The sequence below is a fragment of the Microbulbifer sediminum genome, from assembly GCF_021729035.1.
GTDB lineage: Bacteria > Pseudomonadota > Gammaproteobacteria > Pseudomonadales > Cellvibrionaceae > Microbulbifer > Microbulbifer sediminum.
Genome location: NZ_JAJSAP010000002.1, coordinates 209,804 through 224,087, shown reverse-complemented (window position 1 = coordinate 224,087; position 14,284 = coordinate 209,804). Strand labels below are relative to the sequence as shown.

At 58.8% G+C, this 14,284-nt stretch carries 14 protein-coding genes; 3 read left to right on the top strand and 11 right to left on the bottom strand.

Annotated features, from left to right (window positions below):
- The first annotated feature begins 224 nt into the window (after positions 1–224).
- Complete coding sequence (locus tag LVD11_RS03750) at positions 225–869, top strand: TetR family transcriptional regulator (RefSeq protein ID WP_237056325.1); 645 nt, start codon at positions 225–227, stop codon at positions 867–869.
- Positions 870–914: 45 nt separating this feature from the next.
- Here LVD11_RS03750 and LVD11_RS03745 read toward each other — a convergent pair whose 3' ends face one another.
- The 9 genes from LVD11_RS03745 to LVD11_RS03705 are packed head-to-tail and all read right to left on the bottom strand — an operon-like array spanning position 915 to position 8,466.
- Entirely contained in the window at positions 915–2,609 is a 1,695-nt protein-coding gene (locus tag LVD11_RS03745; RefSeq protein ID WP_237056323.1) for a Na(+)/H(+) antiporter subunit D, read from the bottom strand.
- Positions 2,602–2,952, bottom strand: coding sequence for a hypothetical protein (locus LVD11_RS03740; RefSeq protein ID WP_237056321.1), 351 nt, complete (start codon positions 2,950–2,952; stop codon positions 2,602–2,604). The genes LVD11_RS03745 and LVD11_RS03740 overlap by 8 nt, the downstream gene beginning before the upstream one ends.
- 4 nt (positions 2,953–2,956) lie before the next feature.
- The gene (locus LVD11_RS03735; RefSeq protein ID WP_237056313.1) at positions 2,957–4,423 is read right to left on the bottom strand and encodes a proton-conducting transporter transmembrane domain-containing protein; all 1,467 of its coding nucleotides are present in this window, start codon (positions 4,421–4,423) and stop codon (positions 2,957–2,959) included.
- Positions 4,423–5,904, bottom strand: a complete 1,482-nt coding sequence (locus tag LVD11_RS03730) for a monovalent cation/H+ antiporter subunit D family protein (protein WP_237056295.1) — start codon at positions 5,902–5,904, stop codon at positions 4,423–4,425. The genes LVD11_RS03735 and LVD11_RS03730 overlap by 1 nt, the downstream gene beginning before the upstream one ends.
- Positions 5,898–6,251: a cation:proton antiporter subunit C gene (locus LVD11_RS03725; RefSeq protein WP_237056293.1), complete on the bottom strand. Its 354-nt coding sequence runs from the start codon at positions 6,249–6,251 to the stop codon at positions 5,898–5,900. Before LVD11_RS03725 ends, LVD11_RS03730 begins: the two co-directional genes overlap by 7 nt.
- A gap of 1 nt (position 6,252) precedes the next feature.
- Positions 6,253–7,269 carry a DUF4040 domain-containing protein gene (locus tag LVD11_RS03720; RefSeq protein ID WP_237056292.1) on the bottom strand — a complete coding sequence of 339 codons (1,017 nt, stop codon included), beginning with the start codon at positions 7,267–7,269 and terminating at the stop codon, positions 6,253–6,255.
- 15 nt (positions 7,270–7,284) lie between these two features.
- Positions 7,285–7,689, bottom strand: a complete 405-nt coding sequence (gene mnhG / locus LVD11_RS03715) for a monovalent cation/H(+) antiporter subunit G (RefSeq protein ID WP_237056290.1) — start codon at positions 7,687–7,689, stop codon at positions 7,285–7,287.
- Entirely contained in the window at positions 7,682–7,996 is a 315-nt protein-coding gene (locus tag LVD11_RS03710) for an MrpF/PhaF family protein (protein WP_237056288.1), read from the bottom strand. Before LVD11_RS03710 ends, mnhG begins: the two co-directional genes overlap by 8 nt.
- A complete protein-coding gene (locus LVD11_RS03705) occupies positions 7,996–8,466 on the bottom strand; it encodes a Na+/H+ antiporter subunit E (protein ID WP_237057088.1) in 471 nt (156 codons plus the stop codon). Before LVD11_RS03705 ends, LVD11_RS03710 begins: the two co-directional genes overlap by 1 nt.
- Before the next feature lie 918 nt (positions 8,467–9,384).
- Here LVD11_RS03705 and LVD11_RS03700 point away from each other — a divergent pair.
- The gene (locus LVD11_RS03700; protein WP_237056286.1) at positions 9,385–11,490 is read left to right on the top strand and encodes a carboxy terminal-processing peptidase; all 2,106 of its coding nucleotides are present in this window, start codon (positions 9,385–9,387) and stop codon (positions 11,488–11,490) included.
- Positions 11,491–11,598: 108 nt separating this feature from the next.
- Positions 11,599–12,414 carry an exodeoxyribonuclease III gene (xthA, locus tag LVD11_RS03695; RefSeq protein WP_237056284.1) on the top strand — a complete coding sequence of 272 codons (816 nt, stop codon included), beginning with the start codon at positions 11,599–11,601 and terminating at the stop codon, positions 12,412–12,414.
- A gap of 48 nt (positions 12,415–12,462) precedes the next feature.
- On the opposite strand, the gene modC is transcribed toward xthA, so the two are convergent.
- Positions 12,463–13,587, bottom strand: a complete 1,125-nt coding sequence (gene modC, locus LVD11_RS03690) for a molybdenum ABC transporter ATP-binding protein (protein WP_255775306.1) — start codon at positions 13,585–13,587, stop codon at positions 12,463–12,465.
- Complete coding sequence (modB, locus tag LVD11_RS03685; RefSeq protein WP_237056280.1) at positions 13,588–14,283, bottom strand: molybdate ABC transporter permease subunit; 696 nt, start codon at positions 14,281–14,283, stop codon at positions 13,588–13,590.
- Between the last annotated feature and the right edge of the window lies 1 nt (position 14,284).

Here is a 14,284-nt window from a genome sequence, read left to right as displayed (position 1 = left end):
CCAGCGTACCGCGCTGTAAGTACGGTCTGACAGTTATGAATGGTCGAGAATGCCGCGCATTCTATCGCCCGGCCGGTAGCGCCGGCAAGTATTCATTCATGCATGAATATGAATTACACTTCGCGCCCGGAACGGCCCGGTTTGGCGACGCCGGCCATCCTAACCCGGATATGAACCGATCCCGCGGGTAAATAGATAGACGGTTGCCACCAGAGGACAGAGAGTTGGTCAAGAAGCGGAAAGAAGACGCACTGGAGACAAGGGAACGCATCCTGGATGCGGCTATCACGGTATTTCACCAGCAGGGCCTGGCCCGTCCGTCGCTGACGGAAGTGGCAGAGCTGGCTGGCGTCACCCGGGGCGCAGTTTACGGGCACTTCCGCAACAAGGCCGATGTCTTCAATGCCCTGGCTGAGCGCGTGCAGCTACCGGGTGAGAAACTGTGTGAAGAGGCCGGCAGTGAACCACCGGACAATCCGCTGGGGGTACTCAGGACCCGCTGGCTGTGGCTGTTCCAGGAAGTCTCCTGTAACCGGGACTGGCAACTGATCCTGGATATTCTCTTCCACCGCTGCGAGCTGGTCACGGAGAGCGGCGAAATCCGCCAGCGTATGCTCGATTGCACCGAGGAAGGACAGGAACGGGTCCGCCAGCTGATCAGCTGGGCGGTTGAGCGCGGCCAACTGCCCCGGGACCTGGATATCGAACTGGCAGCACCACTGTTGCATGGGTCACTGGTCGGGATCCTGGGGGACTGGCTGCTGCAGCCCCGTGACCGGGACCTGGCCTGTATCGGCGAGCGCTACCTGGATGCCATGATCGAAATGCTGCAGCACTCCCCTGCCCTGCGCCGTACCATTCCAGCCTGAGTAAATAGGGGCATGGCTCTTCAGCATGATGAGCCCGCCCCGGACCTACAGGGCGAACCCCAGCAACAGGTAGACGCCCAGCAGCAGTATGACACCAGCGACCATACTCCCGGTCAGCCAGCTGCGCGCCAGCACGCCGTCAGGCTTGTGGTGGCTGGCAACGGAATCCATCAGACTACCCACTCCGGCGATGGCAGCGCGGCGGGCGCGCCCGTCGAGGCGAAATACCGCGGTTACGAAGCCGCGCACAGCCTGCGGGAACAGCCGGCGGTAAAGCCATTCGACATCCAGGTTTACCGACGGCAGCTCCGGTGGGTAAAGGCGCCGCAGGTTGAGCCATACGAACGCCAGCGCGGAGAAGAACAGCAGCTGCAGCTGGGTCAGCACATGGGTGACGTCGTACGGTGTATACGCCATTTCATGGGGCAGCAGGCTGTAGAGCGCCTGCGGATATATACCGATTGCCAGGCAGAGAGCCGCGGCTATCGTCATTGCCACCAGCATGTTGGCAGGCGGTTCCTGCGCCCGGATACCGGAGTCGTGGGCAAAGAAGGCAAAGTACGGGATCTTGATGCCCGCATGGTGGAAGACACCGGCGGATGCAAACAACAGGATCAGCCACACCCAGTCATAGCCATTCTTGATCGCCGCGCTCATCACCATCGACTTGCTGACAAAACCACTGAACAACGGGAAGGCAGAGATCGAGGCGGCACCGACGATGCACAGGATAGTGGTCTTGGGCATGGTCTTGTACAGGCCACCCAGCTCTGAGCCATTGATACGGCCGGTGACATGCAGGACTGCGCCCATGGACATGAACAGCAGGCCCTTGAATATCACATCATTAAACGCATGGGCCACGGCACCGTTGATGGCCAGTGAAGTACCGATACCGATACCGACCACCATAAAACCGAGCTGGTTGATCAGGCTGTACGCCAGCACCCGGCGCAGGTCATTCTCGATTACCGCATAGAAGATCGGGAAGCAGGCCATGGTCGCACCGATATAGACCAGCAGCTCAGTGCCCGGATAGGCCCGCGCCAGTGCATAGACCGCCGCCTTGGTAGTGAATGCACTCAGGAATACGGTACCCGTCGGGGTGGATTCCGGGTATGCATCGGTGAGCCAGTTGTGGAAGAAAGGAAAGGCACACTTGATACCGAAGGCCAGGAAGATCATCCAGCTGTAGGCGTTGTCGCCCAACCCGATCTGCCCGAAAGAGAGAGTGCTGTGGGCCTGGCCGTAGAAAATAATACCGCCAAGTAGCAGCAGCCCCGAGAGAATATGCAGGGTGAAATAGCGCAGGCCCGCCATATAGGCGCGGCCGTTGCGGCGCGCCCAGACCAGGAATACGGAGGTGACCGCCAGCAACTCCCAGAAAATAAACAGGGTCAGCAGGTCACCGGCGAACACGGCACCCAGTGCACTGCCAGCGTAGAGCAGGCTCACCACTTGCTGCAGGGTATCGCGAACATGCAGTGCGTAAATGATCGCAATCAGCGCCGCGACGTGGAAAAGGTAGCCGAATAACAGGCTCAGCTTGTCTGCGCGGAAAAGCAACAGGTCAAACTCGAGCACCGAATAGGCCCCGAAACTACCAGCTCCCAGCATCCACAGGTTGGCCAGCCCCAGCAGGGGCACAGCAATCATTACCAGTGCGCGCGGCCAGCCACGCAGGACCATTGCCAGTAGTGCAGCGACGAAAAAGGGAATAAAGGGGGCCATCTCAAACATGCTCCTGCCCTCCCCTCATTCCTTCCTCCGGCGACCGGGAACCTGCACCAGTCGAGACGTTCACACCGGAAGGCGCATCGCCGCCGAGCTCCAGCCGATCATAATAGTCTTCCGGGCGCATCAGGAACTTGCGCATCCACTTGGCAATGATCACCAGGATCACACAGCCAGCGAATCCATACAGCGGATAGAACCCGGGCAGCCCTTCCCAACCGTGCTCGGTGTGACGGTGAACCACGAAATCCGCGAGCACCAGCAGCGCGCAGATCGCGTAGAAGGTACGCAGGATTCGCTGGATATTCTCCGGCTTATCGAAAAAGTCTTGCTTGTCACCAGTGCTCATCGGGTCAGATTCCGGCCTTGATCAGCTGATAGATAATGTCGGGATAAATCAATAACAGGACGCAGCCTGTGGCTGTAATCCCCAGCGCCAGCAGCGACGGCCATGGGGCCTCGCGCACGGCGACACTGGTGTCGCCGGTATCGGCCGGCAACGCGTCAGAGAAGAATGCCCGCAATGGGATCGGTAACAGGTAGCCGATACTGAGCAACGAGCTCACCATCAGCAGAGCCATTAATCCCAGCTCGCCTGCCTCCAATGTACCCAGTAACAGGTACCACTTGCTCCAGGTGCCGCCGGTTGGCGGGATGCCGATAATACAGAGACTGGCAACCAGGAACGCTCCCATGGTAATCGGCATCCGTCGGCCCAGGCCGCGCAACTGCCCTACCTCGGTCTTGTGGGCAGCCACCAGGATGGCGCCGGCGCAGAAAAACAGGGTGATCTTGCCAAAGGCATGCATCACGATATGCATCGCGCTGCCGGTGATACCGGCGCTGGTGGCCAGCAGTGCACCCAGCGTGATATAGCCGAGCTGGCTCACCGTGGAGTACGCCAGGCGCTTTTTCAGGTTTTCCTGACGCATTGCCACAATGGCTGCGAGCAGGATCGATGCACCCGCCAGGTACAGGAGCCACTGGGTGGCGGGAATCTCACGCAGGGTCTCCAGGCCAAAGATCAGCAGGCACACCTTGAGCAGTACAAAGACACCCGCTTTTACCACCGCAACCGCGTGCAGGAGAGCACTTACCGGGGTCGGGGCCACCATGGCCGCCGGCAGCCAGCGATGAAACGGCATGATCGCCGCCTTGCCCACACCGAATACATAAAGCACCAGCAGTAGCGACAGCAGCCCAGCCGGTGTATCCCCGCTGAAAACACCCCCCGGCTGGAAAGACAGTGTCCCGGCCAGCAACCAGGTGGCGATGATTGCCACCAGGAAGAAAGCCACCGAGGTGCCCAGCAGGATGCCCAGGTAAACGCGGCCACCCTCCCGCGCCTTGTCGGTACCGGCATGGGTGACCAGCGGATAGGTACAAAGCGTCAGGATCTCGTAGAACACGAACAGGGTGAACAGGTTCTCGGCAAAGGCAATGCCCATGACGGCGGCGATGGATATGGCAAAAAAAGCGAAGAACCGGGTCTGGTTCTGCTCGCCGTGACCGCGCATGTAACCGATGGCATAGAGCGTAGTGACGATCCACAGGCCACTGGCTACCAGCGCAAACAGGAGCCCGAGCGGTTCCACCCGGAATGCCAGCGCCAGCCCGGGGAGCACCTCAAGCCACATCAGCTCTACCACCTGGCCTGCCATGATCACCGGGTAGAGGTTGCAGACCGAGGCAAACAACAGGGTGCCGGCAATCAGGGATACGCTCTCACGCAGGTTCTGGTGCTTGCCGGTGAGGCCAATTCCAGCCGCCGCCAACAGAGGAATCAGGACACTGAGTTGCAGGAGGTCGACAGCAGACATTATTGGATACCTCCCAGCAGGTACTGCGCAGCGGCACCGGTAACTTCAACCGGCAGGCGGGTATCGATACCAAAGTAGATGTTCGCACCGATCAGGATCCACGTGGGAACCAGCAGGGACAGCGGGGCTTCCCCAACGGTTGCTGCTCTGGCCACGGGCGCTTCACGGAAATATCCCGCCTCGACCAGGCGCCAGATATAAATCGCAGCAATCAGGGAGCCGAGCACCACCAGCAGGGCCACGAACCACATATCGCTCTCAATGGCGGCAGTAATCAGGTACCACTTGCTGACAAACCCCACGGTCAGCGGCATCCCGATCAGGCTGATTCCGCCCACTACGATCGCCCCCATGGTCCAGGGCATGGTGCGCCCAAGGCCATTGAAGGCATCGATCCGGCTACTGCCCAGACGGTAGACCAGCCCCGCCAGGGCCAGGAACAGTCCACCCTTCATCAATGCATGGTTGAACAGGTGCAACAGTGTTGCCTGCAGGGCCACCACACTGCTGATACCGATCCCCACTACCATGTAGCCAACCTGCGCAACACTGGAATAGGCCAGCATCCGTTTGATATCCACCTGGTAAATGGCCACAACCGAGGCCACAAATACGCCCATCAGGCCCAGGCCAATGAACAGGGACTGCAATGGCAGGCTGGTCAGGGAGAAGTCCACGCCGAACACGGTGACAATAAAGCGTACCAACAGATACAGCGCTACCTTGGTCGCCGTCGCCGCAAGGAAGGCGGTCACTATCGAGGGAGCGAACGCATAGGCGTTGGGCAGCCACATATGGAGGGGAAACAGTGCCAGCTTCAGGCAAACGCCCACGACGATAAACGCAAAGGCCGCAAGTACGGTATTGGAACTGTTGATTTCAGGCAGGCGCTGCGCCAGGTCTGCCATGTTGAGTGTACCGGTCATCATATACAGGAAACCGATACCAATCAGGATAAATGTGGCACCAATGGTTCCCATAATCAGGTATTGGAACGCCGCCCACAGCGATCGCCGGTCGCGGCCCAGGGCGATGAGCGCATAGGTGGCCAGCGAGGAAATCTCCAGGAACACAAATACGTTGAACACGTCGCCAGTGGCCACAATGCCAAGGAGCCCGGCAAAGCAAAGCAGATAAAGGCTGTAAAACACTGTCTGCCGCAGGTCATCCATTTCCCGCTGTACACTCACTCGCGCAGCAGTGAGCACGGCGGTGCCCAGCCCTGTGATCACCAGCAGCACCCAGGCATTGAGGAGATCTATTCGGTATTCGATTCCCCATGGGGCTTCCCAGCCCCCGAGGCGATAACTGATGGGACCGGTGTCAAGCACCTGTTGCAACAACAGGACACTCACAACCAGTGCCGCCGTGCTGACCAGCATGGCAAAGAACCACACCAGGTTGGCCCGCCGAATCATCATGCATGAAGGCGCAGCAACCAGGGGCAGGATAACCTGGAGTATCGGTAAATGGCTCAGCACTGTGCTTCCTCCGCCTGAATCTCTCGCTCCTCAACAGAGCCATAGGCCCGCTTGATGCGGATAATCAGTGCCAGCGCCAGTGAAGTGGTGGCGATCCCCACAACGATGGCTGTGAGGATCAGCACGTGAGGCAGGGGATTCGAGTACACGGCCTCACCCTCTGACAGGATCGGAGCTGCCCCGCCATCCACCTTGCCCACGCTGATATAAAAGATAAATACAGAAGTCTGGAAAATATTCAGGCCGATGATTTTCTTGATCAGGTTGCCCTGGGCAACAACCATGTAAAGCCCGATCATCATCAGTCCAATGACGACCCAGTAGTTGTAGAGCGAAGTTACTAGCACCTTATCCGGCCCTCCCCGAGGTTAACTGCCCTCCCCCATCGCCTCGTTCTTGCAGCTGCTCTGAGAACAGGTAAAAGACCAGCATCATGACGGCCGCTACAGTTATACCGACGCCCAGCTCGATAACGATGATGCCGATGTGCTGGCCGGTAACCGGGTCGCTCCCCAGTGCGCTGTAATCGAGGAAGTTCCTGCCCGTAGCCATACCCAGCACCCCGACAGTCCCATAAACCAGCACGCCCAGCGCTGCAAGAAACTGTACCAGCCCGTGACCGGCAACCCTGCGCACGGCATCCAGGCCGAATACAAGGGCGTAGAGAATGAACCCAACGGCAAAGATCACGCCGGCCTGGAAGCCTCCGCCGGGCCCGTATTCACCATGGAACTGAACGTAGAGAGCGTACACGAGGATCGGTGGGATAAGGATCTTCGCGATCACACGAAAAACAAGGTGCTGGCGCGGCACTGCCTGCAGGCTGGGCGCGGACCGACGGGTATCGGCAAGGCCCAGTAACAGGCTGAGCACGCCCAGGCCAGCGGTAAAGATGACCACCACCTCGCCAAAGGTGTCATAGGCGCGGTAACTGGCCAGCACCGAGGTCACAACATTGGGAATACCGATTTCGGCCATGGATTCCTGGAGATAGCGCGGTGCCACATGAGTCTGTGCCGGCGCATCCGGATCGCCAAACGCTGGCATATCCAGGGTCGCTGCCACCAACAGCGCACCGACCGTGCACACCAGCCCGAGAGCCAGCAGCGCTCGACTTCGGTCCGGCTTCTGTCTCCGCCCGCACAGGGCCAGGGTGGCCAGGATCAGCAACGGCGAGATACCCGCACCCACTGCGGCCTCGGTGAAGGCCACGTCGACAGCGCCCATGGTCACGAAGAAGCTGGCGGAAAGCAGTCCGTAAATACCCGCCAGCATGGCGGCACTAAACAGGTCACGCGTCCATGCAATGGCAACAGCGGTTACAAGCAGGAGGCTCAGCAGCGCGACATCGAGTAGTAAGTCCATCAGGCTCCCCCGGGCTCAGGCCCGATCTCCATTGGCCGCGTCCGCCTCGAGAGCCGGTTCCGCGGGTTGAGTCTCCTGTCCCCCGACAGCCTCCGCCGGAACAGCGCGAGGTCCGGATCCCGGCTCGAGCCGCAGGGTGCTGTGCTGTGCGGCCTTTGCAAGCGCGTGGCTGGCAGCGGGACTGGTGAAAAAAATAAACAGGAGGATGAGGCCGAGCTTGAAGAGCGCAAGACTCCAGCCGGCCTGCAACATCAGCGCACAGATGATCAGGAAAGTAGCCAGTGTGTCAGTCACTCCAGCCGCGTGCATGCGTGTATAAAAATCGGGGAATCGCAACAGGCCGACGGCCCCTGAAACCATAAACAGGCAACCCAGGGCCAATAGCACAGCACTCAGCCCACTCACCACCAGATCAGTCATTTGCCTGCCCCCCTTCGTCACCACTGAAGTCACCCTGGCCAACTACAGGGAAGCTATTGCCGGAACGAAACTCAAAATAACGCAAAACACCGACCACACTGACAAAGTTGATCAGTGCATAAACCAGGGCGATATCCAGGAATTCCGGCTTGCCCAGCGTAAAACAGATGACTGCGATCAGGACCACGGTTTTTGTGCCGAAGACGTTAACGGCCAGGATGCGATCGTAAATGGTAGGACCTAAGAGAGCCCGGGCCAGCGCCAGCGCCATTACCACCAGCAGGGCAATAATTGTTGCAGCGAGCATTATTCCTCCAGGTCCCTTACCTGCCGTTCCATCTCCCCCCGGCGCAAGTCTTCCAGCCCTTCGGCCGTCAGCGCATGCACAAGGATCTCTTCCCCATCAATATCCACTGCCACAGTTCCCGGGGTCAGGGTGATCGAATTGGCATAGAGCACTTTGCCCATATCGGTATGCAGTCTTGCGGGGACCCAGGCGCTTACCGGACTGATGGTCGATGGCCCCCGCCATACATGCCGCACTACATCGATGTTACTCCGCACGATCTTCGTGAACAGCCACCAGTAATAGCGCGGCAAGCCACCAGCAAGGTGTATTGGCTGTGACTCGTGGTCTATCAGTCCCATGCGTTGCGAAATAGCAACCACTGTGAACACGGAAACCAGGCCAAAAGAGAGAAGTAGTCCGGTGTAATGGCCGGAGTTGGCCAACCAGATAAATGCCAGGATCACAAACAACGCCAGGGAATAACGCATCAACTGATCCTCCTGGGCAGCGGGGATAAAAAGGTCCGCATGATTAGTGGTAAGGCGCTTTGTGAAAGGCTGTGGTAACGGGCTGTGGATCGCCGACACGCACGAAGAAGCCATGAAAAAGTGACTTGTTTACATAGCCTGGTCCGCTGCCCAAACGGGCCGGGGAGGAAAGCAAGGGTTGCGTGTTCTTGGCCATACCTGCCTATTCTGTGCGCAATTTATTTTTTTGAGTCCGGGTCTCCATACGGGAACCCGACACTTTTTTCGTCATTCTTTGCTCTGCGATGTCCCCAACTACGACAGCACTTTCTGCAGCAATCGCTGTCGGGAACCTAAGAAAAATCTCACCAACTGTATCAGTGTGTCAAGAGATACAAGTGATTCATGTTGCCCACGCTGTGCTGTTGCGCCTTCCTGGTCATCACAGCAAAGCCCGCTCTGGCCTCAAATACCCAATTGCAAACCCGCACTCCGCCGGCTCGCAGCCAAGAGGTGGTGCGCGATCCGGCCGTTGACCCAATGACCGGCCCAAGTTTCGGTCCGAAGGGAACTCAGATCCGGGGATCAAATGGTGAGGAAGTTATAAGCCTGCCGGACTGGCTGGTCACCAGGTGAACCCTGTGCCTGTCAGTGGCCCTCAAAAGGTTCGGTCCTGTTCAAAAAAAAAGCAGTATCTCGGATTATTCCAATCCGTCAGTACCAACATTGAGTATATTTACGCGTCTGACCGGCTAAATGCGCAACAAAATGTCTAAAATCAGCCCTTCTCGACACCACCTGCCTCGGATTAGAGGCAACTCATGCCTTTTGGAGCTTTCAGCCTTTATACTTGTCCTAAGCTATAAGTCGCCAAGGCCCGGGGCTCAGTCCCGCCGGGTTGAGCGGCGCCTTGAAGTAGGACGTATAAAGAGACTCCCTATGCTTACCAATCGGATCACAGCCCTGTTCTCCGGCCTCCTGATTCTCACTTTCACCGCTTTCACGCCCCTTCACGCTGAAGAGGTCGGTACCCTTGAGCCCCAGGACGGCCAGGGTGGCACTGCCCGTGAGATCGTCGGCAAACTGGAAATGCTGCATTACAACAAGCAGAAAGTGGGCGACGAGATGTCTGCGGACCTCTGGGATGAGTACATCGATGCACTCGACCCCACCCGCAGCTATTTTTTGGCGTCCGATATCGCGGAATTCCGTGAGTGGCGGGATGACCTGGATGACCAGCTGCGCACCGGTGAGGTGGACGCCGGCTTTGAGATCTACAACCGGTATCGCCTCCGGGTTACCGATCGCCTGAACAATATCCTGTCCCGGCTCGACAAGGGCCTGCCCTCTTTCGACTTCACACGCGATGAGTCCCTGATCATGGATCGGGAGGAGGCCGAGTGGCCCGGATCTATCAGTGCGGCCGATGAGCTGTGGCGCAAGCGACTCAAGTCCAGCGTCCTCAACCTGCGACTGACCGGCAAGGAAGATCAGGAAATCCAGGATCTGTTGGTACGCCGCTACCAGGGGCAGCTGAAGCGCATCAAGCAGCAGACCAGTGACGATGTGTTCGAGCTGTACATGAACTCGCTGACGCGCCTGTATGATCCGCACAGCAATTACCTTTCCCCGCGCTCTCTGGAAAACTTCAATATGAGCATGTCCCTGTCGCTCGAGGGCATTGGCGCGGTACTGCAGATGGAAGAGGAGTACACCAAGGTCGCACGCCTGGTTGCCGGTGGTCCGGCCGATCGGACCGGCAAGATCAAGCCGAATGACAAAATCGTTGCTGTCGGTCAGGGTAAGGACGGCGAGCTGGTCGATGTGATCGGCTGGCGCCTGGACGACGTCGTGGACCTGATTCGTGGCTCCGCAGGCACCTTTGTTCGCCTCGAGACCATTCCCACTGGCGGGGACGGCTCCCATCGCACCATCCTGATCAAGCGCAGCAAGGTAAAGCTGGAAGACCAGGCAGCGAAGAAAGCGATTTTTGAGTTCTCCGATGGTGAGAAGAATTACAAGGTCGGTGTGATCAACCTGCCCACTTTCTACATCGATTTCGAGGCATATCGCCGTCGCGACCCCAACTACAAGAGCACTACGCGCGATGTTGCCCGGTTGCTTGACGAACTGAAGGCGGAGAATGTCGACGGAATCATCCTTGACCTCCGCAACAACGGCGGCGGCTCCCTGCAGGAAGCCACCAACCTGACGGACCTGTTTATCGACCAGGGACCGGTGGTACAGATTCGCCATGCCAACGAGCAGATATCGCGCCATAACCGTTCGCGGTCACGTGCGATGTACCGGGGGCCACTGATGGTGCTGATCAACCGCCTGTCTGCCTCTGCCTCAGAGATCTTTGCCGGTGCCATCCAGGACTACAATCGCGGCATTGTGGTGGGCAACCAGTCTTTTGGTAAGGGCACGGTGCAGACCATGGCTCCCCTGAAGGAAGGCCAGTTGAAAATCACCCAGTCCAAGTTCTACCGGGTATCGGGCGACAGCACCCAGCATGCCGGTGTGACACCGGACATAGCCATGCCGCAGCTGATCGATGCCGAGAGTGTCGGCGAGAGTGCTTACGATACTGCCCTGCCCTGGGATCGTATCCACGCCGTACCGCACGCCAAGTACTTTAACCTGAAGGAAGTGTTGCCGGAGCTGGTCACGAAGCACAACGAGCGCACGGCAGCCGACCCGGACTTCATCTACCTGAGGGAGCAGTTCAGCTTTGAGAGCGAGCGTGCCGATCGCAAGTTTGTCTCCCTGAATGAGCTTACCCGCAAGCAGGAGCGCGAGGATATCAACGAACGCCTCCTGACCATGGAAAACCGGCGCCGCACCGCCAAGGGACTGGAACCCTATGAATCCTTCGAGGCTTACGAGGAAAGTGAGTCCGATAGCACAGCGGCCATTGGCGGTCCCGTGGAGATCAAGCTTGAGGACGACCCTATCCTCAACGAGGCTGGTTACATCATGTCCGACTTTATCGGTATGACAGAGAAGAGCGCCAAGGCACCGCCTCAGGTCGCCAATTTCTGACCACTCGATGCGGCGGGCACCTTCCGGTGTCCGCCGTTACTGTTGCACTTGTTTAACGATTGATCAGGTTGGGCTTTGCCCGACCTTTTTGTTTTGTATGGGGGATAAATGAAAGTCGTTTCGTTCAATGTAAACAGCATTCGGGCGCGGCTGCACCAGCTCGAGGCGCTGGTGGACAGTCACGCTCCGGATATTATCGGCCTGCAGGAAACCAAGGTTACCGACGAGGACTTCCCGGTGGACGCGGTCCGAGACCTGGGCTATGAATTGATCTATTTCGGCCAGAAGACCCACTACGGCGTCGCCCTGCTCTCCCGCTATCCCTTTATCGATCGTGAATACGGCTTCCCGAAAGACGAGGAAAACGCACAGCGCCGCATGGTAGCCGGGAAATTCGATATTGGCGGCGACAGTCCGCTCACCGTGATCAATGGTTATTTCCCGCAGGGAGAGAACCGCGAGCACCCGGTGAAGTTTCCGGCCAAGCGCAAATACTACGCCGACCTGGATGATTATCTGCAAACCACCTGTAAGCCGGACGCACCGGTATTGGTTATCGGCGATATGAACATCTCCCCCTCCGACCTGGATATCGGTATCGGCGAGTCAAACCGTAAGCGTTGGCTGCGGGATGGCAAATGCAGTTTCCTGCCGGAGGAGCGTGAATGGCTCGAGAAAATCCAGGGTTGGGGACTTGTTGATACCTTCCGTAGCCGAAACCCGGATACTGACGATATCTTCAGCTGGTTCGACTACCGTAGTCGCGGCTTCGATCGTGACCCGAAGCGCGGCCTGCGCATCGACCTGATTCTTGCCAGCCAGCCACTGGCAGAAAAATGCGTGGCTGCCGGTGTCGACTACGATATTCGGGGAATGGAGCGTCCGTCGGATCACGCACCGGTGTGGGCCGAGTTCAACCTGTAAACCGCCGGCTGCCTGGCGGTATCCGCTGTAAAGCGGGGCCGCTGTGACTCAGCTGACGATCGCGGCTGACTTTACCTGGGCCCAGACCTGGCTTCCTGGCGCGATCCGCAGATCCGCCAGTGAACGCCGGGTGACCCGGGCCAGTATCACACTACTGCCGATACGCAGCTGGACCAGGGCCAGGGCCTTACCCTCCTCCGCCGAAATGGCGGCCACAGAGGCCTGTAGCCGGTTCAAAATACTGCTATCAGCGTGCGCATGCAGCGTAATACTCACATCACGAGCAAAAATGCGCACCCTCAGCGGCTGCCCGACCGTGAGGTTGAGATTGGCCAACCACAAGTGCCCGCCCGGTATTTCAATACGCGCCAGGTTCCAGTGTGGGTCACATTCAGTAACGCGTCCTTCCAGCACCACACAGCGTTCATCATCCGGCGCCAGAGGCATGTGCAGGTCTCCCAGCACTTCTGCCAGACTGCCCGCCCCTGCCAGGCGCCCTGCTTTCATCATGACCACGTGATCCGCCAGGCGGGCGATTTCATCGAGTGAGTGACTGACATAAAGAATCGGCAATGCAAACTCTTCCCGCAGGCGCTCCAGGTAAGGCAGGATCTCGTGCTTGCGCCCTGAGTCCAGTGATGCGAGCGGCTCATCCATCAATAGCAGTCGGGGATGGGTCAGGAGTGCGCGGGCAATGGCGACCCTCTGGCGCTCCCCTCCGGACAGCTGGTGGGGGTAACGGGCGAGCAATGGCTCGAGTGCCATTAGCGCCACGACATGATCATAAAGCTGCGCCGGTGGCGTCGGGCGTGCCCTGCGCAGCGCATATTGCAGGTTACCACTGGCGCTCAGGTGATCCAGGAGGGAGGATTCCTGGAATACATATCCAATCGGGCGCCTGTGCGCGGGCACAAACACACCATTCTCCTGCCAGGTTTCCCCGCCCACAACGAGTTGCCCGGCGTCACTTTGCTGGAGTCCGGCGATGCACCTAAGCAGTGTGGTCTTGCCCGATCCGGACTGACCGAAAATACCGGTAATGCCCCTGCCGGGCAGCCTGGTATCCACCGATAGCGAAAACCCCGGATCCCCCTCAGCGGCGGGATAGGCAAGCTGGAACCGCGTAATAATATCGCTGGCCGACACAGCGTCTGGCTCGAATCCAGGCCTCATTTACCCCCCCATGCGCAGTACCGTACCCTGGCGCTGGCGACGGAACCCGTACAGTGCCAGCAATACCACAAAGGAAAACAGCAGCATGGTCCCGGCCAGCCAGTGGGCCCGTTCATACTGCATCATTTCCACGTAATCGTAGACTTGAACAGAAACGACCCGTGTTTCTCCCGGGATATTCCCCCCGATCATCAGGATGACCCCGAATTCCCCGACTGTGTGGGCGAACCCCAGGATCGCGGCGCTGATAAACCCTGGCCGGGCCAGTGGCAGAACGACAGTGAAGAGGCGATCCCAGGGTCCCGCCCGCAGGGTAGCGGCGACCTCTAGTGGCCTCGTCCCTATCGCTTCAATCGCGTTCTGGATGGGTTGCACCACAAACGGCAACGAATAGAAGAGTGATGCCACCACCAGGCCCCAGAAGGTAAACGGCAGCGTGCCCCAGCCCAGCGACGTGGTGAGCTGGCCGATCGGCCCCCCGGGCCCCATGGAGAGCAACAGGTAGAAGCCCAGTACTGACGGGGGTAGCACCAGGGGCAATGCCACCAGCGCGCTCACCGGCCCTTTCCAGCGGGAACTGGTGCGGGCCAGCCACCAGGCAATGGGTGTACCCAGCAATAGCAGCAGTATGGTCACCGTCACCGCCAGCCGCAGGGTCAGGCCAATGGCAATCCAGTCCGCCTCGGAAAAACCCATG